Origin of the sequence: Paenibacillus sp. GYB006 (genome assembly GCF_036577645.1) — a bacterium.
GTDB lineage: Bacteria > Bacillota > Bacilli > Paenibacillales > Paenibacillaceae > Paenibacillus.
Genome location: NZ_JARBDA010000017.1, coordinates 37,789 through 61,942 on the forward strand (window position 1 = coordinate 37,789; position 24,154 = coordinate 61,942).

General features: G+C 40.8%; 18 protein-coding genes and 1 riboswitch. Of the genes, 16 read left to right on the top strand and 2 right to left on the bottom strand.

Annotation, left to right across the window (positions count from 1 at the left end):
- Window positions 1-114 precede the first annotated feature (114 nt).
- The 3 genes from PV403_RS21700 to PV403_RS21710 are packed head-to-tail and all read left to right on the top strand — an operon-like array spanning window position 115 to window position 2,183.
- A complete protein-coding gene (locus tag PV403_RS21700) occupies window positions 115-558 on the top strand; it encodes a helix-turn-helix transcriptional regulator (RefSeq protein ID WP_213534802.1) in 444 nt (147 codons plus the stop codon).
- A gap of 32 nt (window positions 559-590) precedes the next feature.
- Window positions 591-1,763, top strand: a complete 1,173-nt coding sequence (locus PV403_RS21705; protein WP_332085951.1) for a rhamnogalacturonan acetylesterase — start codon at window positions 591-593, stop codon at window positions 1,761-1,763.
- A 36-nt stretch (window positions 1,764-1,799) separates the two neighbouring features.
- Window positions 1,800-2,183, top strand: coding sequence for a sensory rhodopsin transducer (locus tag PV403_RS21710; RefSeq protein ID WP_213534798.1), 384 nt, complete (start codon window positions 1,800-1,802; stop codon window positions 2,181-2,183).
- A 114-nt stretch (window positions 2,184-2,297) separates the two neighbouring features.
- On the opposite strand, the gene PV403_RS21715 is transcribed toward PV403_RS21710, so the two are convergent.
- Both PV403_RS21715 and PV403_RS21720 read right to left on the bottom strand, forming a co-directional pair.
- Window positions 2,298-3,614 carry a glutamate-1-semialdehyde 2,1-aminomutase gene (locus PV403_RS21715; protein ID WP_283771332.1) on the bottom strand — a complete coding sequence of 439 codons (1,317 nt, stop codon included), beginning with the start codon at window positions 3,612-3,614 and terminating at the stop codon, window positions 2,298-2,300.
- Window positions 3,615-3,763: 149 nt separating this feature from the next.
- Complete coding sequence (locus PV403_RS21720) at window positions 3,764-4,777, bottom strand: LCP family protein (RefSeq protein ID WP_332085952.1); 1,014 nt, start codon at window positions 4,775-4,777, stop codon at window positions 3,764-3,766.
- Between the two features lie 192 nt (window positions 4,778-4,969).
- Between PV403_RS21720 and bcp the strand changes: the two genes are divergently transcribed.
- From bcp to PV403_RS21785, 13 genes are all read left to right on the top strand, one after another.
- Window positions 4,970-5,434, top strand: coding sequence for a thioredoxin-dependent thiol peroxidase (bcp, locus tag PV403_RS21725; RefSeq protein WP_332085953.1), 465 nt, complete (start codon window positions 4,970-4,972; stop codon window positions 5,432-5,434).
- Window positions 5,435-5,684: 250 nt separating this feature from the next.
- A complete protein-coding gene (locus PV403_RS21730; RefSeq protein WP_332085954.1) occupies window positions 5,685-7,058 on the top strand; it encodes a polysaccharide deacetylase in 1,374 nt (457 codons plus the stop codon).
- Window positions 7,059-7,395: 337 nt separating this feature from the next.
- Window positions 7,396-8,226, top strand: coding sequence for a TerC family protein (locus PV403_RS21735; RefSeq protein ID WP_332085955.1), 831 nt, complete (start codon window positions 7,396-7,398; stop codon window positions 8,224-8,226).
- A 165-nt stretch (window positions 8,227-8,391) separates the two neighbouring features.
- A complete protein-coding gene (locus PV403_RS21740) occupies window positions 8,392-9,360 on the top strand; it encodes an AAA family ATPase (protein ID WP_332085956.1) in 969 nt (322 codons plus the stop codon).
- Between the two features lie 4 nt (window positions 9,361-9,364).
- Window positions 9,365-10,585 carry a DUF58 domain-containing protein gene (locus PV403_RS21745; protein ID WP_332085957.1) on the top strand — a complete coding sequence of 407 codons (1,221 nt, stop codon included), beginning with the start codon at window positions 9,365-9,367 and terminating at the stop codon, window positions 10,583-10,585.
- Between the two features lie 22 nt (window positions 10,586-10,607).
- Window positions 10,608-12,881: a transglutaminase-like domain-containing protein gene (locus PV403_RS21750; RefSeq protein ID WP_332085958.1), complete on the top strand. Its 2,274-nt coding sequence runs from the start codon at window positions 10,608-10,610 to the stop codon at window positions 12,879-12,881.
- 162 nt (window positions 12,882-13,043) lie between these two features.
- Window positions 13,044-14,582, top strand: a complete 1,539-nt coding sequence (guaA, locus tag PV403_RS21755) for a glutamine-hydrolyzing GMP synthase (RefSeq protein WP_213536145.1) — start codon at window positions 13,044-13,046, stop codon at window positions 14,580-14,582.
- A 408-nt stretch (window positions 14,583-14,990) separates the two neighbouring features.
- Window positions 14,991-15,701 (top strand): purine-nucleoside phosphorylase, encoded by a 711-nt coding sequence (gene deoD / locus PV403_RS21760; RefSeq protein WP_213536158.1) that lies wholly within the window; start codon window positions 14,991-14,993, stop codon window positions 15,699-15,701.
- 209 nt (window positions 15,702-15,910) lie between these two features.
- Entirely contained in the window at window positions 15,911-17,305 is a 1,395-nt protein-coding gene (locus tag PV403_RS21765) for an MFS transporter (protein ID WP_213536147.1), read from the top strand.
- Between the two features lie 14 nt (window positions 17,306-17,319).
- A complete protein-coding gene (gene deoB / locus PV403_RS21770) occupies window positions 17,320-18,498 on the top strand; it encodes a phosphopentomutase (protein ID WP_213536148.1) in 1,179 nt (392 codons plus the stop codon).
- Window positions 18,499-18,749: 251 nt separating this feature from the next.
- Window positions 18,750-19,490: a GntR family transcriptional regulator gene (locus PV403_RS21775; RefSeq protein ID WP_213536150.1), complete on the top strand. Its 741-nt coding sequence runs from the start codon at window positions 18,750-18,752 to the stop codon at window positions 19,488-19,490.
- Window positions 19,491-19,803: 313 nt separating this feature from the next.
- A complete protein-coding gene (locus PV403_RS21780; RefSeq protein ID WP_213536152.1) occupies window positions 19,804-21,462 on the top strand; it encodes a DUF262 domain-containing protein in 1,659 nt (552 codons plus the stop codon).
- 279 nt (window positions 21,463-21,741) lie between these two features.
- Window positions 21,742-21,841, top strand: a riboswitch (purine riboswitch).
- Between the two features lie 171 nt (window positions 21,842-22,012).
- Window positions 22,013-23,380 carry an NCS2 family permease gene (locus PV403_RS21785; protein WP_332085959.1) on the top strand — a complete coding sequence of 456 codons (1,368 nt, stop codon included), beginning with the start codon at window positions 22,013-22,015 and terminating at the stop codon, window positions 23,378-23,380.
- Window positions 23,381-24,154: the final 774 nt, after the last annotated feature.

The window sequence follows — 24,154 nt, forward strand, 5'->3', positions numbered from 1 at the left end:
TAAAACGCTTACAATTTATTTTAGGTAGATAATTAATGATTGGCTTCATCAGAAGGGCAGCAGAGAATGTTTGTACACTAATGTACTGTTCCTTAAAAGGAGGCGCGTTTGTACATGAACGATTTACTGCAAATGGAACATATGAGTCAAGGATCAGCCTATTCATTACTAGATACGTCTTTACCTCTCTCAAAAGAAAAAAATATGGAAGCAGTCAGTAGACAGTCGATGATCGTCTATCAGCTTTTGGAACTTGTTCATCGTCATTATGCAGATTCGGACATTTCCTTAAATACCATTGCTAGACATAAGCTGTATATGAATCCGGACTATTTAGGAAAAGTATTTAAGAGAATTACAGGAATCGGCTTCTCTCAATATCTCAATCAATATCGGATACAGCAGGCATGCAGTTACATGCGGCACAAAGATCAGGATGCGAAAATTTTTGAACTTGCAGAGTCATTTGGCTTTGGAAGGAATCCGCAGTATTTCAGTCAAGTGTTTAAAAAGTGGACAGGGGTTACTCCCTCGGATTATCGAAGCAGAGCGAGATGAAGGTTATAAGATGAAGGAGATGAGGTCACTTCATGATTCATTATAAATTTGATTTTGGACCTGGAACGGCAGCAGAAGGCTATACTGGGGTTCTTCCGGATACGCTGTATCATGCGGAACTTGGTTATGGATTTGAATCCATAGACCGAGTGTATGGGAGAGATCGTTCACAGGAGCAAACGGATCTTGCTTCATCTAAGAAGGCTTCTACTATTAAAAAAACACTTCAAGACCGTTTTTGCATTCCGCTTCATGCGGCTTTTATCCTCGATGTTCCGCCCGGTACATATCGTGTTCATACGTTGATGGGCGACAACAATACCGAATCGATTACTGAGATAAGGGCTGGTGAAGGCAGACTCATGATGCCGCCTGTTCATACCCAGCCTGGTCAATGGATTGAAGAAAAATTCAGTGTTGTTGTTCGTGAAGGTGAACCGTTACGACTTTCTTTTTCCGGTCCCGCTCCGAGGATTAATGCACTCGAAGTAATGGAAGCAAAAGAGACGCTTACCGTTTATATTGCTGGGGATTCTACGGTATGTGATCAGCCTGCATCAGGCTATCCCTATGCGGGATGGGGGCAGATGTTGCCTTCCTTTTTCAAACATGATGTGGCGGTAGATAATCATGCACATTCGGGACGCAGTACAAAAAGTTTCATCGAAGAGGGACGGCTGGATGCGATACTAACTAACATCAAAGCCGGAGATTTTCTCTTTATTCAGTTTGGTCATAATGATGAGAAATCAGATGTACTAAGAGGAACGAAGCCGTTTACAACCTATCAGGAATATCTGAGTAAATATACTCTGGCAGCTCGAGAGCGCGAGGCTCATCCCGTTCTGATTACTCCTGTACAGCGCAGATACTTTAACGAAGATGGAACCCTCATGGACACACATGGGGATTATATTGTTGCTATGAAAGAACTCGCAGAAAAGGAGAATGTTCCTTTGATTGATCTCGCTGCTCGCAGCAAGATCGTATTTGAACAAGCTGGGGTGGAAGGCAGTAAACTCGATTTCTTGTGGGCTTGGCCTGGCGAATATATTCATTTCCCTGCTGGAGTAGAAGATAATACACATTTCTCGCAGTACGGGGCAAAAAGAATGGCTAGAATTGTAGCCGCCTCTATAGCTGAACTCGCAATTCATCCGCTGACTATGTTTTTGCGTTCACCGGAAGCTTTGAGAGACAGGTAATAGCGGAAATAAACCTATTTGAAGGGAGATACGAGGATGAGTTCAATTAGACCGGAAGCCGCAAAAGGTAACACCGTATGGGTAATTCCAGATGGATACATTCCTCCGCAGAGCAGCGGTGCGCTTGAAAGTCATGAAAGTATTTGTGTCCTAAATATAGGAAGACAAGATGCGAATCTACGGATTACTGTCTTTTTTGAAGATCGCGATCCGCTCGAGTGTAATGTGATCAGGGTATCTGCAAGGCGAACTTCTCACATCAGGACGGCCAGCCTTCAGGCGGATGGGGAGTTTATACCGCTTGGTGTGCCTTATGCACTTATTGTGGAAAGTGATATTCCCATTATTGTTCAGTACAGCAGGCTTGATACATCTCAGCCTGAACTGGCACTCATGAGTGTGATGGCTTATCCCGTATAGGGGGTAAGAATGAATCAAGGTTTCTGTTTTTGTTTCTCTAAGACGAATACTTTATCATACGAAAAAGAACCGCCCTCCAGATCGACTGAAGGGCGGTTCTTTAACGTTGTTAATTTATTTTTCTTTAGCCATGGCTTCAAATGAAGAATCAGCAGCTGCAATCGTAGCTTCGATATCTGCATCCGTATGTTCCGTTGTCAGGAACCAAGCTTCGTATTTGGAAGGTGCAAGGTGTACTCCACGGTTCAGCATATGTTGGAAGAAGGAAGCAAATGCTTCTCCATCCGTATCCTGAGCTTCTTCATAATCCGTTACCGGATGATCGCAGAAATGAGTGGAGAATGAGCCGCGAACCCGGTTAATTGTCAGTGGAATTCCATGGCGATCTGCTGCTGCCTGGATTCCCTCTGTTAATTTAATGGTGAGACGTTCCATCTCTTCGTATACTCCTGGCTGGGAAAGCACCTCAAGGCATGCAATACCTGCCGAGATGGAAGCTGGATTCCCTGCCATAGTGCCTGCTTGATAAGCAGGTCCAAGCGGAGCCACTTGTTCCATGACTTCTTTTGAACCGCCGTAAGCGCCGATGGGAAGACCGCCGCCGATGATTTTACCAAGAGCCGTAAGGTCAGGCTTAATAAGGTCATGGTTTTCAAGCCCTGCATAGGTTTGCGTCGAACCATAGTGGAAGCGGAATGCGGTAATGACCTCATCATAGATAACGAGTGCCCCGTGATCATGTGCCAGCTTGCAGAGGCCTTCAAGGAAGCCTGGTTTTGGCATAACCATACCAAAATTACCGACAATCGGTTCTACCATGACGGCAGCTACATCATGACCCCATTTTTGCAGTGCTTCTTCAAGTCCGCTCAGATCGTTGTAAGGAACGGTGATCACTTCTTGTGCAATACTTGCAGGAATCCCTGCACTGTCTGGTATGCCAAGAGTAGAAGGGCCAGAGCCTGCCGCTACAAGGACCAGGTCCGAATGGCCGTGGTAGTTCCCTGCAAATTTAATGATTTTATTACGTTTCGTATAAGCGCGCGCTACCCGGATGGTGGTCATGACCGCTTCGGTACCTGAGTTCACAAAACGAACCTTATCCATGGAAGGGATCGCTTCTTTTAGCATTTTCGCTAATTTGATTTCGAGCACGGTAGGAGTACCGAGGAGCGTACCATTGGAAGCTGCTTCTGTAATCGCTTTGGTGATGTGCGGGTGAGCATGACCGGTAATGATCGGTCCGTATGCCGCAAGGTAATCAATATATTTGTTATCATCTTCATCGTAAAAATAAGCACCTTGTCCGCGTTTCATGAAGACAGGGGCTCCGCCGCCTACTGCTTTGAACGAACGAGAAGGGCTGTTTACACCGCCGACAATATGTTCAAGTGCTTCTGCATAGTACTGCTCCGATTTGGAACGATTCATTTGTATTCATCCTTTCTTTGAAGCAAGTCACCACAAGGGTATGGTATGTACAATGTAAAAGGGCAGCGATCTGCTGCCCTTACCAAGTTCAAATCTATTATAACATTTCCTTTTTGTGAAACCATAGCTCTCAGGAAGAGTCTGCGTTATTATTCTTCTCCACTGGCTGACTTATCAATCGTAGATTTGTTATCTGGCTCGGTTACCTGAGGATTCAAAACTTCTTGAACGTATGATTTTAGCTCATCCTTATCTCTAACGGTAAGGACAGCAGCGCCGCCGATTCGCTCTTCAACCAGAAGCTTCATAGGAGGAACTTGTTCGCTCCCTTGCATGTTGCTCTGATAGCCCACAGAGGCCAGCTTCCACATGTCGTTAAGGGTTAGGTTGGTATCAATGTAAGGATTCACTTCATTAAGAATGGAAGGCAGTTTAGCTATAGAAGTTGTTGTTTGCATCTTATCCGCAATGGCTTTCAAGAGTTCACGCTGACGTTCTGTACGAGAGAAATCGGACAAGGCGTCATGCCGGAATCGTACATACATGAGTGCCTTTTCACCATCAAGATGCTGCATTCCTTGCTTGAGATCAATATCATACTCATGCTTATCTGCTTTGCTTGTATACTTCATATCTTTTTCGACTTCAAACTCAACGCCCCCAACAGCGTCAACGAGTTCAATAAAGCCTTGGAAATCGGTATATATATAGTACTGGATTGGAATCCCCAGCAGATCACCGGCTGCCTGCATAGCTACATTAGGACCATGGGTAATTGCCGTATTAATTCGATCTCTTCCGTATCCAGGGATGTCTGTATATGTATCGCGCAGGAGAGAGAAAAGCGATATTTTTTTGCTGACTGGGTTAAGGGAGGCTACAAGCATGGTATCTGAGCGAGGGATCTCCCCTTCTGTCAGACCTCTGGCATCTACGCCCATAAGCAGGATGTTAACAGGTTCCTTACCTTCCCATTTTGGGGGATCGGGGGTGATTTCCTGATCTACCTTCTCTACGTTGTAAAAAGGAGAATTCTCTCCTTCTTTGTTCAAATCTTGTAGTTCGTTAACAACAGAAGTAAAATAATAAACTGCGAGTAAGGCGGCAGTAACAACGATTACTGCGAGAACCATCCATACGGTTCGTTTCGTCTTCCTGTTCATGTAACGTTCTTCCTTTCCATCTTATGGAATGAAGCCAGTTAGGGCTCTGGCCGTTTGACTGCCTGCGTAAAAGTAGTATGGTATAATTTTGGATGAATTAACACAAATTTCATTCGACAACTTCCATTATAATTTTTTTTATGGAGACAATCAATTGATAGAAATACAGTAACTTTAAAGGAGACTGACATCATGAGTATAAAGATCGGTTCTGAAGCACCAGATTTTGTTCTAAAGGGCGCTGGAGATCAGCTTTTGAAGCTGTCTGATTTTCGCGGAAAGCGAGTCATATTATATTTCTATCCCAAAGACATGACAGCGGGCTGTACAGATGAAGCGTGCCAATTTCGGGATGAATACACCTCATTTGAAGCGTTAAATACAGTAATCATAGGAGTAAGTGGAGATTCCTTAAAACAACATGAGAAGTTTATTGCAAAGTACAATCTGCCGTTCATTCTATTATCGGACGAGGATCATAAGGTTGCTGAATTGTATGGTGTGTGGCAGCTCAAAAAAATGTACGGTAAAGAATACATGGGCATTGTACGTTCGACCTTTGTCATTGATGAACAAGGCATACTTACGAAAGAATGGCGAAAAGTGAAAGTGAAAGGCCATATAGAAGAAGCACTGGAGTATATTAAACAAATGTAGTCTGTGAGATAAAGTACGTGTGTTAGAACATCAGGACCGGCTCTTTAGGAGTCGGTTTTTTATTTGCTTACTCATTCATCAACCCTAACAGGAAAAAGTGAAACGCTTGAAATGCAAAAAATATCCACCTACAAATCCCCATTTTAAAGCACTCAAAAGTAGTCTTTTTTATAAGAAGCCCTCATAGACTGAATATATAAATCTTAAAATCTATGAATAATTCATATAAAGATCATGGGGGCGAAGCGATATGAGAAGAATAAGTAAACAAAACAGATGGAAAAAATTCAGTTATACAGTAATCGCAGGTTTTATCATTCTTTTAGCGGTTGCTCTCACGGATAAAGGTTTTTTATCAAACGTTGTGAATTCTCAAGCCGTGTTTATAGATACTGAAGTGAACCCTGCGAGAATAGAAACAGTATCAAAAGTTGTACATACGGTAGTAACGAATGCTGCCATTCACTCGAATTTAGAACAGGCCGTTCATACGCAACCAGTAAATTCGACTTCTTTGACTGCCCAAAAACAAGAAGCAGATCTCGTTCAGTCTAGTTCGAAAAAAGTAACAGCTCCAGCAGCAAAAACGGCAGCAAACAAAGTGTATTTAACATTTGATGACGGGCCGGGAAAATATACGGAAGCCGTTCTGGATATTCTTGATGAATATGAAGTTTCTGCTACGTTCTTCGTATTAGGAAAGCAAGTTGAAGTGTATCCTGAATTAATTAATCGCATGCATGAAAAAGGATATGTCATTGGGAATCATACTTATGACCATAAATATGATAAACTATACAGCTCTTTCCCTGATTTTTGGAAACAGATTAAGCAAACAGAGGAAGCGGTTAGGCGGATCACAGGAGAACGACCGCAGCTTGTTCGTGCTCCCGGGGGAACCTATGGTCATTTTGATGCCACTTATTTCGAACTCATGAAACAAGCAGGTTATGTGGTTACCGACTGGAATGTGGATAGTGGAGATTCGCTTAAAAAAGATGTACCTGCTAAGGAAATTATAAAGAATGCAACAAAGTCAGCAGTGAGTGGTGATCGAATCGTATTACTACATGATGGAGGGAGCCATGCGGAGACGGTAAAAGCGTTACCTGCCATCATTGAATATTACCAAGCGCTAAATTATGAATTTAGAGGCCTGAATCCTGCGGAGAAACCCGTGCAGTTTCAAGTGAAAAAGCAAAATTCTAAAGAAAAAATGATTCAGCCAAGCAAAGAATGGATAAATAATCATATCACTGAAAATGCTGCTCTATTTGATACAGGGCCTTCACTTGTGATTGAAGCAGGGAAACTTGTGACAAAGCTTGCACCTGGTGAATATCAGGAAGAGCAAGGCGAACTTCTTGTTCCACTTCGAGTTCTTGTGGAGCGATATGGAGGTACAGTGAAGTGGAATAGTACGGATCGGTACGCAACGGCTAAATGGGCTGGGAATGAAATTACAGTGAATCCAGCACAGCAACAGCTTGACTCGATAGAAGGCCGTGTAGAGATGAAGTCGGGTTCCCTATGGGTTTCACTTCGAGATCTTCTTTCCGCAGCAGACTATAAGATCAAGTCCATCGATCGAAATCAAGCTGAACTTATCATAAAAGCGAGCTAGTCTGCGTTTTGGGTTTTTCAGTGATATAGGGAAGATGAATGCTGCCACTTGAGCTAGAAGAGTTTTATAAATATTTCTTGACTATGAGCTTTGATTTTTATATGTTTATTACACGGTTTGGCTGATCGTCATATCAGTTAAGCAGGAACGTGATTAAAGGGGAGTAGCTGTTACAGCAAAGTCGTCAGTTCGGGAGAAAATCCCCGGCTTTGTTGGCAACCATTCGTTGTTAGCGAGACCTTTACCACACTCTGTGGTAGAGGTCTCTTTTTTGTTGGAGACCTTTGCCAAGCCGGCAAGGTCTCTTTTTATTTTATTATTTTAGGAGGATGTTTTTATGGATTTATTCTTAGAGTATGGCTGGGTACTTCTTGTACTCATTGTACTAGAAGGGCTGCTTGCCGCAGATAATGCGCTAGTCCTTGCCATTATGGTGAAACATTTACCAGAAGAAAAACGTAAAAAAGCGCTGTTCTATGGTTTAGTGGGGGCCTTTTTCTTCAGGCTGGGATCCTTATTCCTGATTTCCTTCTTGGTTGACGTTTGGCAGGTACAGGCGCTTGGTGCGATCTATCTCCTGTACATTTCCATTAACCACACCATCAAGCATTTCCTTAAAGGAAGAACAAAGACAGATGAAGCACAAGATTCACCGAAAAAGGCCAAGAAACAATCTGGCTTCTGGATGACCGTATTTAAAGTAGAAGTTGCGGATATTGCTTTCGCTGTAGATTCGATTCTGGCAGCTGTTGCTTTGGCTGTTGCACTACCTCCAAGTGGACTTCCGAACATCGGCGGTTTGGACGGAGGGCAGTTCATTGTCATCTTCCTCGGCGGATTTATCGGACTCATCATTATGCGTTTTGCAGCAACCTTCTTCGTGAAGCTCCTGCAACAACGTCCGGGCCTGGAAGTTGCGGCATTCCTTATCGTAGGTTGGGTAGGGGTTAAGCTTGCCGTGATTACTCTAGCGCATCCTGATGTTGGCTTAATTGATTCTCACTTCCCGCATAATAGCATTTGGAAAATCTCATTCTATTTTGTTCTTGTAGCGATTGCTGCACTTGGATGGTTCCTTTCGTCTAAGGTAGAAGTTACAGATGATGAGAATGCGATCAAAGAAGTCGAAGAACAACAGCCTGCAAAAGATACAGACACATCAAAGTAATCAAATATCGTGTTTATAGTAAAGTCTGGAGATTCTCTCCAGGCTTTTTTGTTTTGAATTCCGATGTCTATTTATTCTATATGAGGGGAATACTAGCAAACATAGAGTAGAAATAGAGTTGATGAAAAAACGAGTGATACTGCGGATATAGGAGGGATGCTCGCCATGGAATATATGAAGTCTAGTGAATATGCTGCAGGGCTGCTTGAGAGAGTGACTGAGCGAGTAGAGAGCGTCATTGTAGGGAAACGGAAAGAAGTCCGATTCATTCTCATCGCGATGCTGTCGGGAGGACATGTGCTGCTAGAAGACGTGCCAGGTACGGGGAAAACAAAGCTGATTCGAACACTGGCTTCCTGCCTTTCTGCGAGTTTTGGACGAATTCAGTTTACGTCTGATGTCATGCCTTCTGATGTGACAGGAACCTCTGTATATAAACCGATGACGGGGGAGTTTGAATACCGTCCGGGTCCGGTTATGGCAAACATTGTGCTTGGGGATGAGATCAACCGTGCTTCTCCTAGAACCCAGTCAGCACTGCTTGAAGCTATGGAAGAGAAGAGTGTTACGGTGGATGGGGTGACTTATGCATTACCGAGGCCTTTCCTACTGATGGCTACTCAGAACCCGTTGCAATTTGAAGGCACTTATCGTCTTCCGGAAGCTCAGCTCGATCGTTTTCTTATGAAGTTAAGTCTTGGATACCCTGGTATTGATGAGGAGGTTGAGATCATGAATCGGCAGGAGTCAGGTTCTCGTTCTTTCATAAAACCTGTCATGTTAGCGGAAGAACTTGTTAAGATGCAGCGTGAAGTTTCTGGCGTCTTTGTAGATCCTGTTATCAAAAAATACATTGCTGAATTTGCTGCTGCATCACGCACACATAAAGACCTTTTACTCGGGATCAGCCCGAGAGGAAGTCTTGCATGGATGATCGCTTCTCAAGCAGCCGCCTATCTGAATGGCCGAACTTATGTCATTCCTGATGATTTGAAAGAAGTTGCCTTGCCTGTCTTAACTCACCGGATTCGTACTCGATATGAGATTGTGCAATCTTCCGATGCCGAGCGTAGCGTAACGGACTTGTTGCAGCACATCCCTATTCCCGTACAGTCCTCAAGAATGAGGGGGTGAGTCTATGTGGAGAACCATGATCAGTCCGCTGATTATGATTTTACTTACGGGTCTTCTGTTTTCTCTATACCAGATTCAAGGCGGAGAGACTCTGCTATTCCTGTTGGTATCTTGTATGATCTTGACCTGTTACGGCTTGTTAGCTCAGTTTATCGGTCCTCGGCATGTTCACATTGCAAGAGAATTTCAGCCCGGCAGAGTGACAGCAGGAGAGAGAGCGGAAGTTAGAATTAATGTCACCATAAATAGCTGGGTCCCTTTATTGTGGTTAAAGATTGAAGAAGAGGCCGCTCCTTTCAAACATACTCATATTATTTTTCCTCGCAAACGCAGCTATGAATGTTCTTATTCTTATCATCTAAAAGCAGTACACCGAGGAGTGTATGCTTATGAACACTGTAAAATCACATGGGGAGATGCATTCGGCTGGTTTACATGCAGCAGACGTGTGCATGTGCCGGGAGAACTGATTGTGCATCCTTCCTTCCACCGAAGTCTTCCGGGATTAGAAGAAGGTTACGGAGAATCTCTACATCAGCAGCATACCCGAAACAGTGTGGTAGAAGAGTGGAAAGGGTATGAAGTGAGGGAGTATACCCCTCGTGACGGATTTCGTTCTATACACTGGAAAAGCTCTGCAAGAAAAGGAAAACTCCAAGTTCGTATTCCAGAAAAAAGTGCTGCTAATAAAATATATCTTCTTCTAGATAATGGAACAGATTCCTATATGCATAAGGGGAAAGATCAAGGAAATGAACTGTCATGGAAGGCCTATGATTCGGCAATCTCACTTTGTGCAACCATATTAAGAAATGCATATAACAAGGGGATAACGCCTTTAGTAGCCACCTATGTTGTCCAATCGGGGAGAGCAGTGTTCCAAGGGGATATTAACACGAGTGAAGCCGTATTTTCTACCGATAAAATGCTCCATCAGTTGGATTTTTTAGCGCAGTTGGAACCAGGAGAAAGGTTACGAAATACGCTGGATGTCTCCTTACCCGCAGGGTCAGAAGTATATATGGTCACCGGTAGTTTAAATGAGCAAAATTCGAAGCTGGCTAGGGAGCTGAATACACAAGGAGTACGTGTTCGATTCTATGAAATGACAGATTGGAAACAGGAAAATAAAACACATCAAATCAAAGGAAACTCGTTAGCGGCAGAGCTAGAGAAGGAACAGATTCGTGTGAAGACGATCGCTTCTTTTTCTGAGATTGTCTAAAGTATGGGGAGGAGGAACACGGGTGGAGACAACAGATCTAAATGGGAAGGGAAAAGGATATATCGAACCTTGGTTATACCGTGTCGGCATCTCTTTTTTGTTATATATCATGTTTATGGATTGGCTCATGCCCGCTGGCTTCGGAGAGCAGCCCGACATTACTGCTTCGATGAGGATCATGTTCCTCCTTACGGCAGTGCTCCTTCTGGTCGGCAGTCTGCATATTCCTCTAAAATACATGGTTTTTATGAGAGCAGGTTGTGCTCTGTTTTTTTTATGGTGGATGCTGGCCCCATCTGCAGGAGAGAGCTGGGTATTTAATTATGTCTATACGCTTCAAAGCGATATCGCAAGCTGGGGGAGATCGGGGCATTTTCGGAATGTGAGTGAAGAAACAAGAGCGGTCTTCGTTGTGATCGGATGGACGCTTTTTGTGACCTCCGTTCAAATGCTGGCTATTCAGCTTCGGACCGTGCTTCTGTTTGGTGTGGTTACGATGGTCTATTTACTCTGCATGGAAATGCTGAGCGGTATCTATTCCCCAGGCGGGATGATACGTACGGTTTGTTGTTTTCTGTTAGTACAATCCCTATTGCAATTGCCAAGATTATTAGGGACAGCAAAAGTGCTGGTAAAGGATAAAAAATCGCATCTAATTTGGGCTGGTACAGCGATTGCGACAGTGCTTTTAACGACGATGATGACATCGTCCATTGCTTCTGCAATTCCTGCGAAATCAGAAAATAAAGAAGTGCTGACAAAGATGTGGGATAAGATCTCTGAGTGGACGAGTCCTGATACTGATACGAATGCAGTACCTGCTTTTTCAACGACAGGTTATGATCCGGCGGGGAGAGACATGGGAGCTCCGCTTGTTCAGAGTAATGCCGTATATTTTACGGCAATAACTCCTATTCCAACTTACTGGAGGGGGCAATCTCGAAGTATCTACGACGGGAGAAGCTGGAAGCTGAATGAATCGGCAGGTCAATCCTTTGAATACATCAGTACTGAACAGAGACTCAGAGAGGACGAGATTGAAGAGAATCCGTATTTTCAAATCGTGAAACAGACAATTAGCCTTAAGGAACCTGCTAAGGGCGGATCTGATATTTTTGTGGGAGGAGTTCCTCTGCGATTATCGTTCGGAGATAGTATGGGAGACGGTACAAAGAAGGAAAGTGGATTAACAGAAAGTGGTAATGAGTCTGCCTTTCCTTACATATGGAGCGATATATCTTCGGGGAATGTAAGATTTGATGATAAGCAAAAAGCACAGCCGATTCAGCATTATAGTATGGATGTACTGATTCCTGTACAAGACAAAACGGTGCTTCGTAAAGCGGTGGGAGAAGATCCCGCTTCGATCCAGAAGACGGATCTTCAGCTTCCATCTAGTTTACCTGCAAGGGTCACGAAGCTGGCGAATTCAATAACTGGTGATACAAATACGCGTTATGACGCGGTCATGGCTGTATCGAAGTATTTAAAATCGAACTACACGTACACACTGAATACTCGTGTTCCGGCAGTAGATCAAGATTTTGTGGATGATTTTCTGTTTGTAACCAAGAAAGGGTATTGTAATCATTTTTCTTCAGCCATGGTTATTCTCCTGCGGAGTAAAGGGATTCCTGCGAGATATGTGCAGGGGTTTGCTCCAGGTCAGCGAGATGAACAGCAGCCGGACAAGTATACGGTTACTCAAGGGGATGCACACTCCTGGGTAGAAGTGTATTTCCCGGGGGCCGGCTGGTTTCCATTTGAAGCAACACCGGGCTTTGATCCGGCCTCTGAACTGCAAGCTGCATCTGCTGCGGATGAACCGGCACCGGGGCCTATGAAGAATGGCGGGTTTGAAATCGATCTGAGTCAGTTGATGACTCTCTTTCAGACAGGGCTAAGAAGCGTTGCTCAGCCGAATATACTTGCATGGGCTGCTGCAGCGATGCTGCTGCTCGCAGCAGTGATTACAGCGGGACGTGTTTACGGCCCGGTCATACAGCTCCGGCTTCGGATGATTTGGCCGCGCCGGACCTTTCCAGACCGAGAGCGCCTGCTTCACATAGGTGCTCCCGTTTGGGACATGCTCGCTAAGCGTTACGGTGAGCGGGCCAGCGGAATTACACTGCGGGAATATATCGCAGGGCTGCCTGTGGAAGAGGACACCCTGCGTGAGGAAGTGCGGCAGTTCGCCAAAGACTGGGAAACGATGGTCTATAGCCCGGCAGGTCCTTCCCGAGGAGAGAGCATCGCTTTTTTACAGTGCTGCTTGCGGATGGCTAAAATTTTGTGAATAATTCCCTTAAAAGTAATATGTAGAGTTGGAGGTATGACCCCCTTTTATAACATACATTTTCTTACAAAATTTTATTAATAAGAAGAAAGCGAGCTTTCCTTGACGTCAGGTTTTGTCGGCAAGTATAATTAATCTCATTGAATTGAGGGAGGCACGGTAATGATAAAGCCAAATGAAATTGTTGTTGTTCTAGATTTCGGGGGACAGTATAACCAACTAATCGCAAGAAGAATCCGCGATCTCGGAGTATACAGCGAGTTGCTTCCATATAACACACCTGCAGAGAAGATACGTGAACTTGCACCAAAAGGTATCGTATTCTCCGGTGGACCATCCAGTGTATACGCTGAGAATGCACCGCATGTAGACCCTGCTGTTTATGACCTGGGATTGCCAATTTTCGGTATTTGCTATGGTATGCAGATGATGGCCCAGCAATTAGATGGTAAAGTAGAACGTGCTCACAAACGTGAGTATGGTAAAGCAGATGTTTTGTTTAACGAAGGATCTGATCTTGTAGCAGGTCTTGAATTGAATCAAACGGTATGGATGAGTCATGGAGATCACGTTGTTTCCTTGCCTACAGGTTTTAAACTTGATGCGGGAACAGAAAGTGCTCCGATTGCAGCAATGAGCCATCCAGAACGTAAATTTTATGCAGTTCAGTTCCATCCAGAAGTACGCCATTCTTTGAATGGTAATGATATGATCCGTAACTTCCTATATAACGTGTGCGGTTGCGAAGGCAACTGGAGCATGGAGACTTTCATCGAAGATAAAATCAATGAAATCCGTGAACAAGTTGGCGACAAAAAAGTGCTTTGTGCCCTCAGTGGCGGCGTTGATTCTTCTGTAGTAGCAGCACTGCTTCACAGAGCAATCGGTGATCAACTTACTTGTATGTTTATCGACCACGGTCTTCTTCGTAAAGGAGAAGCAGAGAGCGTAATGGAAACTTTCGTAGGTAAATTCGATATGAAAGTGGTTAAAATTGATGCTCGTGAACGCTTTATGTCCAAGCTTGCTGGAGTAGATGATCCAGAACAAAAACGTAAAATTATCGGTAACGAATTTATTTACGTATTTGAAGAAGAATCCAGCAAATTTGATGATTTCACATTCTTGGCACAAGGAACCCTTTATACAGATATCGTAGAAAGTGGTACAGCTACAGCGCAAACAATCAAATCTCACCACAATGTCGGTGGACTTCCTGAGAACATGAAGTTTGAACTTATTGAGCCGCTGAACGCACTCTTCAAAGACGAAGTTCGTAAAGTCGGTGAAGAATGTGGATTGCCAGAAGAGATCGTATGGCGTCAGCCATTCCCAGGACCGGGTCTAGCGATCCGTGTACTTGGTGAAGTAACGGAAGAGAAACTGAAGATTGTTCGTGACTCTGACTACATTTTGCGTGAAGAGATCATTAAAGCAGGTCTTGGCCGTGAAATTTGGCAGTACTTCACCGCTCTTCCTAACATGAAGAGTGTAGGGGTTATGGGCGATGCTCGTACGTATTCCTATACCGTAGGTATTCGTGCAGTAACATCCATCGACGGTATGACAGCAGACTGGGCACGTATCCCTTGGGATGTGTTAGAGAAAATCTCTGTTCGTATCGTTAACGAAGTAGATAACGTAAACCGTATCGTTTATGATGTAACTTCTAAACCGCCTGCAACGATCGAGTGGGAATAGGATAGGAACATTTTTATAAAAATCAAAACCTTCTATTTGCTTATACAGCAAGTAGAAGGTTTTTTTTGTGTACAACTTGCCATACAAGTTTCTGTATAATGGACATTTTTGGTCAAGCTTAGGGATAAAAGTATAAGCACTACGAATTCTGTTTATGATAAAAAGGTGAGTAGCTCATGATGATTCTTCGTGTAATGACTGGTTGTGAAGATACCATTTTACACGGATCTATCATGAGTATTTTAAATATGTGAGAAGTTTCACATTGACAAAACAACTTTTATGAAAGTGCTTGCAAGGAATGAAAAGTTATGATAAATTGAACTTGTATAAAAAACATACAAGTTAGACATGTTAGACATGTTGTTCTAACCAGCATAATTATCTATAAAGGAGCAAAAGAAAATGATGACTACCAAAGAAACCCCTCATATTAAACCAAATGGAGTAGAAATAGCTGAAACGATTCTGTTACCTGGAGACCCTCTAAGAGCCAAGTTTATTGCTGAAACCTTTTTGGAAGATTACAAATGCTTTAACGAAGTAAGAGGAATGCTCGGGTATACCGGTACTTACAAAGGGAAAAAAATATCTGTAATGGGTACGGGAATGGGACCAGCGAGTATGGGGATTTATTCTTGGGAATTAATCAATGTATTCGGGGTTAAGAATTTAATTCGAATTGGTACTTGTGGTGCGATGCAAAAAGACATCGAGCTATATGATGTTATTTTTGGTATGGGAGCTGCAACAGATTCCAATTATGGTCATCAATTTAACTTACCAGGACAATTTCCATTAACTGCTTCCTTTGAACTTTTAGAAAAAGCGAAGAAAATCGCAGATGATAAAGGTCAAAAAGTTCATATTGGTAATATTTTATCAAGTGAAATTTTCTATAATGCAGATCCAACAGCAAATCAAAAATGGCGTGACGTTGGAATCATGGCCGTTGAAATGGAATCTGTAGCACTTTACTGGAATGCGATTAAAGCAGGTGTAAATGCGCTTTGTATTCTAACGGTGAGTGATCACCTTATTACAGGAGCACAAACGACTCCAGAGGAACGCCAAACTGCATTTACGAACATGATGGAGATTGCATTAGAGTTAGCGTAAACGGTTCTTTTTGAACCATCTAAAAATATAAATAAGCCTCCTTCACTTTACGGTTTGGTTGTGAGTGAAGGAAGCTTTAAATAGTGAAATACTTAATCAAATGCTAAGTAAGATAGTTAATTAAATGAAAAAGTTTGCTTTTATGCAGATAATGTAAGCGCTATTATAACATCTTTGTTTATGCAGCATGAGATACTTGGAGGTATATTATGAATAGTTCAGTTGGAAAACCGGTAGTCAACATGGGGAAAATCGTTCCGGTTATATTACTTTTAATGATCTTTTCCATCGTTATCGATAACTCATTTAAGATCATCTCCCCAGACCTAGTTGATTATTTTGGTGTATCCGCAAGTACGGTAAGCTGGCAAGTAACGCTTTCAGGTTTAGTGATTGGTATCGGTGCAGTTGTGTATTCATCTCTATCTGACTCGATCAGTATACGAAATCTACTAACGGTAGGTATTTTATTAATTTGTGTAGGTTCTTTACTCGGTTATATTACACATGAGAATTATTGGTTGATCGTTTTTTCTAGAATTATTCAGTCTGCCGGTTTAGGTGCGACAGAAACGCTGTATTTGGTGTTTATTACTAAATATGCAACCGAACAAGAACAGAAAAAGTATATGGGATTTAGTACAAGTAGCTTCCAGCTTGCTACGGTTATTGGTACATTAACCGGCGGGTTTGTTGCGACTTATCTGGCATGGCAGAACTTGTTCCTAATTCCGCTGCTTAGCATTATATTACTGCCATTCATTCTTAAGAATTTGCCAAAAGAAGAGAAAAAGAAAAATAATGTAGACTTCTTAGGTCTTATTATCGTCGCAGTGATTGCTACTTCAATCATGCTGTATATGTCTTCTTTCAACTGGGGACTTTTCATCCTCTTTATTGCAGCTGTGATTGTATTCTTACTTTATATCAGCAAAAATAAAAATGCTTTTATTACAATTGATTTCTTTAAAAACAAACAATTTCTATTTGGATTAGTTGTGGCGTTTATTCTTAACTCTCTATACGCTGCTTATGCACTGAATACGTTGTCGTTCCTGCTAACATCTGTATATGATATCCATCTGGATAAAGTCTCCCTACTGTTCATACCAGCATGTCTACTAGCAGCAGGTGTTGGAGCTCTATCTGGTAAAATAGGAAAATTTTTAGATAGTAAGCAATGTGTTTACTTAGCGATTAGTTTAATTATTATTAGTTTATTACTTGGTGTCTTCTTTATTAAAATGTCCATCGCCGTATTTGTTGTATCGCTTATTTTATTCTCTTGTAGCTTTGCACTGCTATATGCACCACTTATTGATATTGCTATTAAAAAAGTGCCAACAGAAAAATCGGGTACGGCTTTAGGTTTCTACAATTTGTGCATCAATATCGCAATGTCCGTTGGTTTCACATACTCAGCTCTATTGATCGATAAGAAAGATTTACAATTTGGATTTTTGAGATTTGTAACAGAGGAAGGAACGGCATTAAACTATAGTAGTATCGTTGCTGTTCTTGCGGTAATTGCGGTACTGGCTATCGTATTGTTTTGGATTTTGTTGGGTCGTAAATCAGAGAGCCACACTCAAGAAACTAGATAAAGGAAGCGAGTTAAATGAAAAAATTTAAACGTGTGCATTTGGTCGTAATGGATTCTGTGGGAATTGGAGAAGGAAAAGATGCAGCAGATTTTAATGATGTTGGTTCCCACACTCTCTTACACATTGCCGAACATATGAACGGATTAAATCTGCCTAACTTAGCTAGATTGGGTCTGTCCAATATTGAAGAAATCTTAGGTGTGCCAAAAGCCGATAAACCTCTTGCCTATTACACGAAATTACAAGAGAAATCAGTCGGCAAAGATACAATGACAGGTCACTGGGAAATCATGGGTCTTAATATTGATAAACCATTTAATGTGTATCCAAATGGATTCCCAGACGAATTAATCAAACAGATTGAAGAGGTAACTGGACGAAAAGTAGTTGCGAATAAGCCTGCAAGTGGAACAGCCATTATTGATGAATATGGCGAACATCAAATGAAAACAGGGGATCTGATTGTGTATACATCTGCTGACCCGGTTCTGCAAATTGCAGCTCATGAAGAAATCATTCCACTCGAAGAGTTATATGATATTTGCGAAAAGGTACGGGAGATCACAAAAGACCCTGCTTATTTAATCGGTCGGATCATCGCAAGACCTTATGTAGGTGAACCAGGGAACTTTACGAGAACATCTAACCGTCATGACTATGCATTAAAACCATTTAATAAAACCGTCATGAATAGTCTGCAAGATGGAGGCTATGATGTAATCGCCATTGGAAAGATCAATGATATCTTCGATGGTGAAGGAGTTACGGAATCCATTCGTACGAAAGACAATATGGATGGTATGGATAAACTGCTGGAAGTCATGAAAAAAGATTTCACTGGAATGAGCTTTTTGAATCTAGTTGATTTCGATGCCTTATACGGTCATCGCCGTGATCCAGAAGGTTATGGAAAAGCACTAGAGGAATTTGATAAGCGATTAGATGAAGTATTCGACTCACTTCGAGAAGATGATTTGCTAATTATTACAGCTGACCATGGAAATGATCCAACATTCCCTGGCACAGACCATACTCGTGAGTTCATTCCTGTCTTGGTATATTCCAAGCAATTAAAGGATAGTGGAAAATTACCTGAAAATGATACATTTGCTGATATTGGTGCAACCATAGCAGATAATTTTGATGTTCATATGCCAGATTACGGTGAGTCTTTCTTACAATTTCTTAAATAAGTGATTACTTTGTATAAACCTCCAAAAACCTTTTTTTTGGAGGTTTGTATGCTATATTTGGAGAAGAAAATGACATTCCTTGTCGTCTAGAAAGTGATATGTCATAATGAGTTAATTATAATATTGATTAACCTAGGGAAGCTAAGGGAGAATCTCCTACTTCCCTTTACTTTTATCCATCTCTTGTCAATGTTCGGCCATTAAAACGAGTTAATTAATAGTTTGAATTTACAGTAAAGGACACAACTTTAATGAATACAAATAAACTAGATAAATTAAAACGGCCACTCTATATAACTGTATATGACGAGCTTCTCCTTCAGATTACGAAAGGAGAATACCAGGCAGGAAGTCAGCTTCCTTCAGAACCGGATTTAGCTAGAAAACTAGGGGTTAGCCGTGCAACGTTAAGACAAGCTTTAGTCCTTTTGCAAGATGATGGATTAGTAAGAAATATACGCGGCAAAGGAAACTTTGTACTAGAATCTTCTTATAAACAAGAGGATGTTCAATTAGAAAAACTAAGTAATCCCATGCATAAATGCCATATAAGTACATTTGACCAAATAGACTTACATTATCGATTAGATCCGGAAACGGAGCATACGAAACAAGTTTTAAAGAGGGATTCATCTGCTGTAGTGGCTTTAGAACGTTTGTATAGAAAGGGAGGCGATTTACTTGCTTATGCCTTCACTTTCATGTCCATGCAAACAGTAGAAAGCTTATCTCTGGACCTTAATAATAAGGAGCGGCTACTAGAATTTCTAGAGAATGAGGCCTATGGAATCGCTAACCATGGAAATATTGAAATAAAATATACACATACGGTTAATTTGGCTAATCGGAAAGATAAATTAATAGGACAAAATGAATGCTTTTTACTGCTAGAAGCCCTTTACAATAAAACGGAGGCAGATCCTCCATTGATGTATAATAAATTTTATATACCGCAGCAATTTTCGAATATTAAATTAAATACATTTAAATGAAAATATAAGTTCACAAAAAACACAGGAAAGTCCATTCTTGGTAAGATGATCAGCTAACGCGCCTTAACGAAGTTATATGATTAGGACTTTCATTCATTGGGAGCCTGACACTGTCGCCGTATGTAGTAATTTGAAGAGTAATAAAAAACTCTCTTTTATTTGCTTTGTTCAGCAAAAGAAAGAGAGTTTTTGCTATTGAAACAGAATAGTAGGCATTCCTATATATAAATTGAATCAAGAAATACCAGGGTGGTACTATAACTCTATAACAACATCATGAGTAATTAGAAACTTGCAGAAATGGCGGGGTTTTATGTCTATTAAGAAATTTAATTTTTATTCTGTTGGACAATTTTTAATAAGTGACAAATTTTATATTCCAGATTATCAACGCGAATATTCGTGGGAAGAAGATGAACAAGTCAAAGATTTTTGGATGGATCTAGAGGACTTAGTTGAGAATAAAAGGGATAGTCACTTTTTTGGACAAATCGTAGTGCATGATGATCAAGAAGATAAAAAGAAGTATATCATCGATGGTCAACAACGCAGTTCAACATCTATTATTTATTTGGCCGTAATTAGAGATTTATTTGAGAAGATTTATACGGAGACAAAAAAAGATGGGGCAAGAAATAAAGTAGAAGATATTCGATTGAAAATCATTGGGCGCTGGAGTGAAGAAGAGAATGAACTTCAGTTCCACTTAGGAAAAGTAGATCATGTATTTTTTAGAGACTTTATTCAGCGTGGCCTCCCCGTAAATGATGATGTAACTGAAGCATCCCATAAGCGAATAAAACAAGCGTATGAATTTTTATATGAGGAACTATCAGATAAAATTGCGAATTTGAATGATGAGGATAAATATAATAAGCTAGTTGATTATTATACTGGATTTAAAGATAGGTTTAATCTAATGTGTGTTGAAACAGACGATATGAATGAAGCATTTATTATTTTTGAGACACTGAATGCAAGAGGGAAGGAATTAGAAACTTCCGATCTGTTGAAAAACCATTTATTTAAAACAGCTGGTAATTTAATTGACGATGTGAAAAATCAGTGGTTAAAAATGCAAAGAAATGCGGAAGGTATTGATTTAACAAAGTTTATCAGAACAATTTGGAATTCTAAATTTGATTTTACTAGAGAGAAAGAGCTTTATAAAAATTTGAAAGCTGTCATAACAACTCCAAAAGAGTGCTTAGAATTTACCGATGTATTAGTGAATAGTATTGGTGTTTATAAAGTGCTAGTTGATCCTAATAATGAAGCATATTTTGAGGATAAACATATAGAAAAGCATTTGGAAAATTTAAAGTTGCTGAATGCTAGTACGTATTATCCAGTACTTATTGCGATGGCAAATAGTTCATACAGTGAAATGGAAATTAGAAATGTGATGGAAGCAATTGAAAGTTTCATTGTCAGGAACTGCGTAATTGCGGGAAAAGTAGCTAATCGCTACGAACTATTATTTGCGAAATTAGCTAAAAAAATTTCAGCACAGCACATGTCATTTTCAGAGATTGTTCAAGAGTTGAAAAGTGAAATGCTGAGTGATGATGAATTCGAGAACCATTTCTTAATCTGTACTATAAAAAAAGCCCCTGTTGCCAAATTTATTCTTAGAAGAATAAATGATTATTCTCAAAAAGAAACGTTAATTAATCCGAGTAATAAAGACATACATTTAGAACATATCATGCCTAAGAAATTGGGAACGTGGAAAGTACATGAGGATCTTCATCAGAAGTACCTTCATAGAATAGGGAACCTTACACTGTTAGCGGATGAGTACAATACAGCTATTAAAAATAAAGGGTTTGATGAGAAGAAGAAAACATATAAAAAATCAGCTATCGTAATGACAAGCAAACTTTGTACATCCAATGAATGGACGCCAACACGAATTGAGGAGCGACAAAAAGAGTTGTTTCTTATGGCAAAAGAAGTGTGGAAATTTTGATTTGCTAAATTTAAAGCTTGGGTCTTAGATTGGTTGTCCTATTAATACGATTACCTTTATAGGTTTCTAGAGTTATATAAAAGTCCCTAAAATATAGGGGCTTTTTTTAGTTCTATTTTTATTCATACGTCACATAAATTAGTTTCATGAAAAATGATGAATGATTTTCAGTACTTTCGCAAAAATGTAATATACGAACGTTACACGCATGGTTAGGTATTAACATTCGCTTTTTGTATTGACAATATGATCTATCCCTCCTAGAATAAAAAATGAAAAACGAATAAACACATGCTTTTTCGTATAATCTCGGGGATTGGCCTGAGAGTTTCTACGAGATCACCATAATGATCTGGCTACGAAAAAAGATAATGCAATGGGATGACAAATTAAGGGTTTCTAAGCATCTGGATTCAACAACAAGAAGCTGAAACTTTTGAGATTCCTGCGTATCTTTTTTAGCGTTAGCCCTTGAAGATCAATTTCTTTGAAGGGCTTTTTGTCGTTTTGAAGTTTATTCGACTTATCTCTAAGGGGGAATATTCGGATTATGGAGAGTTTCTTTAAATTAAAGGAACGCGGAACAAATGTCAGAACAGAGATTATTGCAGGTTTAACCACGTTTATGACCATGGCGTACATTCTGATAGTAAACACGATCTTTTTAGGTGAAGGTGGGGCAGGTATACCAGATAATGCCGTATTTTTTGCAACAGCGGTGGGCGCTGGTCTGATGACGATCGTAATGGGTCTTTTTGTGAATGTTCCGATTGCTCTTGCTCCGGGTATGGGTCTTAATGCATATTTTATGACGGTTGTACTGAGCTCGAACGGTATGATTACATGGCAGGCTGCGCTGGGTGCCGTCTTTATCTCAGGTCTAGTATTTATTCTGCTGACGGTAACAAATATTCGACAAAAACTCCTAGTCGCTGTACCAGATAGTTTAAAAACAGCAATAACCGTAGGTATTGGATTATTCGTAGCCGTAGTTGGACTAAAATTAAGTAATTTAGTTGTAGCAAATGTGAACGCTAATACAGATATATCACAACCCGTTGCAGGAGGAAGTTTCAGTCTTGCTTTTGGTAACCTGACACATGCAGACGTTCTTCTCACCCTGATTGGATTACTTATTATTGCGATCCTCATGGTACTGAATGTGAAAGGTGCTATGCTTATCGGGATCGTAGTTACTACTATTATTGGTATTCCAATGGGAGTGACCGACCTCAGCGGTCTCAGCGGTTCGAATTGGATCCCTTCTTTTAGTGGGCTTGCAGTAGGGCAGCTAGATATCATGGGCGCTCTAAAACTTGGTTTGTTCGAAATTATCTTTGTTTTCACTTTTGTAGAATTGTTTGATACATTTGGCACCCTTGTTGGAACATCTACACGGATGGGTCTAATGAAAGATAAAGAGAAGGGTGAGAAGATTGTCGGAAAAGCAATGCTTGTTGATGCGGCTGGCGTAAGCGCAGGGGCTGTGCTTGGTACAAGTACGATTACAGCATTTGTAGAAAGTTCGGCTGGTGTTGAAGCGGGAGGACGTACAGGACTGACTTCGGTAACAACGGGGATCATGTTCCTTCTGGCTTTATTTATCGCTCCTCTAGCACTGGTTGTACCTTCGGCAGCTACAGCACCTGCTCTGATCATTGTGGGTGTGCTGATGATGAGTCAAGTTCGTAATATTGATTGGGATGATTTCCTTCAAGCATTCCCTGCATTTTTAACGATTGTTATGATGCCATTTACGAACAGTATTGCTAATGGTATTTCACTTGGAATTATCTCTTACGTTGTTCTTGCTTCATTCTCTTCTCTAGCTACAAGCCGTAAGGTGAAAATTCATTGGCTGATGTGGATCTTGTTCGCCATTGTTCTGGCAAGATACATTTTCATCGGCTCGGAGTAAAATAAAACATATATAATAGTAGTTCATATAGAAAAGCCTTGCTCTTCGGAGTAAGGCTTCTTTTGTTTCTTCTATATAGAAGGAATAGGAGAAGACAAAAGATGTATTACTATCTGCTCATTTTTGACTAACTCACTCCGGTTGGCATTCGCCAAAAGTCGTTCGCCATTCAAAAGTTTCGCTAAGTAAAGCTGTTTCACCGAAACAGCGATCATGGAATTTTGGTCTATCACAAACGGTGTAGATAAAATTACATGTCTGTGTTTTGAGAGATTGGACTCACAAAACTGAACAGTGAGAGTTTGGGGAGCTTAGCTTCTATATATTTTCACCTCTAATAATAGAGTAGAGATAAATCTAGCGACTTTTTTATAAAAAAAGGGTTGCATTCTATTTCTCAGCATGGTATATTCTAATTCCGGCCAAGAAGTTAGCCAGTAAGCAACACACTGAATAACAAGCTTCATAAATGAAGTTAAAAAACTTCGAGAAAAAAAGCTTGACACTCTGAACCGGACATGATATGATATAAAAGTTGCTGACGACGAGAGTTGTTAGCGGGATTGATCTTTGAAAACTGAACAACGAGGAGTTTTACGTAAGTAAAACTCGTGAGTGAATTAATACAAATTCAATTTGTTGGTCATACAAATTGAATAGAGAACTTTAAGTTCTCGTCAGCATTTTCTAAATGAGCTTATCGCTCTTTTCAATAACTTTATTGGAGAGTTTGATCCTGGCTCAGGACGAACGCTGGCGGCGTGCCTAATACAT

Bases quoted from the DNA above. Each gene is read 5' to 3' on its own strand.
- PV403_RS21700 (WP_213534802.1), top strand. From the start codon at position 115: ATGAACGATTTACTGCAAATGGAACATATGAGTCAAGGATCAGCCTAT.
- PV403_RS21705 (WP_332085951.1), top strand. From the start codon at position 591: ATGATTCATTATAAATTTGATTTTGGACCTGGAACGGCAGCAGAAGGC.
- PV403_RS21710 (WP_213534798.1), top strand. From the start codon at position 1,800: ATGAGTTCAATTAGACCGGAAGCCGCAAAAGGTAACACCGTATGGGTA.
- PV403_RS21715 (WP_283771332.1), bottom strand. From the start codon at position 3,614: ATGAATCGTTCCAAATCGGAGCAGTACTATGCAGAAGCACTTGAACAT.
- PV403_RS21720 (WP_332085952.1), bottom strand. From the start codon at position 4,777: ATGAACAGGAAGACGAAACGAACCGTATGGATGGTTCTCGCAGTAATC.
- bcp (WP_332085953.1), top strand. From the start codon at position 4,970: ATGAGTATAAAGATCGGTTCTGAAGCACCAGATTTTGTTCTAAAGGGC.
- PV403_RS21730 (WP_332085954.1), top strand. From the start codon at position 5,685: ATGAGAAGAATAAGTAAACAAAACAGATGGAAAAAATTCAGTTATACA.
- PV403_RS21735 (WP_332085955.1), top strand. From the start codon at position 7,396: ATGGATTTATTCTTAGAGTATGGCTGGGTACTTCTTGTACTCATTGTA.
- PV403_RS21740 (WP_332085956.1), top strand. From the start codon at position 8,392: ATGGAATATATGAAGTCTAGTGAATATGCTGCAGGGCTGCTTGAGAGA.
- PV403_RS21745 (WP_332085957.1), top strand. From the start codon at position 9,365: ATGTGGAGAACCATGATCAGTCCGCTGATTATGATTTTACTTACGGGT.
- guaA (WP_213536145.1), top strand. From the start codon at position 13,044: ATGATAAAGCCAAATGAAATTGTTGTTGTTCTAGATTTCGGGGGACAG.
- deoD (WP_213536158.1), top strand. From the start codon at position 14,991: ATGACTACCAAAGAAACCCCTCATATTAAACCAAATGGAGTAGAAATA.
- PV403_RS21765 (WP_213536147.1), top strand. From the start codon at position 15,911: ATGAATAGTTCAGTTGGAAAACCGGTAGTCAACATGGGGAAAATCGTT.
- deoB (WP_213536148.1), top strand. From the start codon at position 17,320: ATGAAAAAATTTAAACGTGTGCATTTGGTCGTAATGGATTCTGTGGGA.
- PV403_RS21775 (WP_213536150.1), top strand. From the start codon at position 18,750: ATGAATACAAATAAACTAGATAAATTAAAACGGCCACTCTATATAACT.
- PV403_RS21780 (WP_213536152.1), top strand. From the start codon at position 19,804: ATGTCTATTAAGAAATTTAATTTTTATTCTGTTGGACAATTTTTAATA.
- PV403_RS21785 (WP_332085959.1), top strand. From the start codon at position 22,013: ATGGAGAGTTTCTTTAAATTAAAGGAACGCGGAACAAATGTCAGAACA.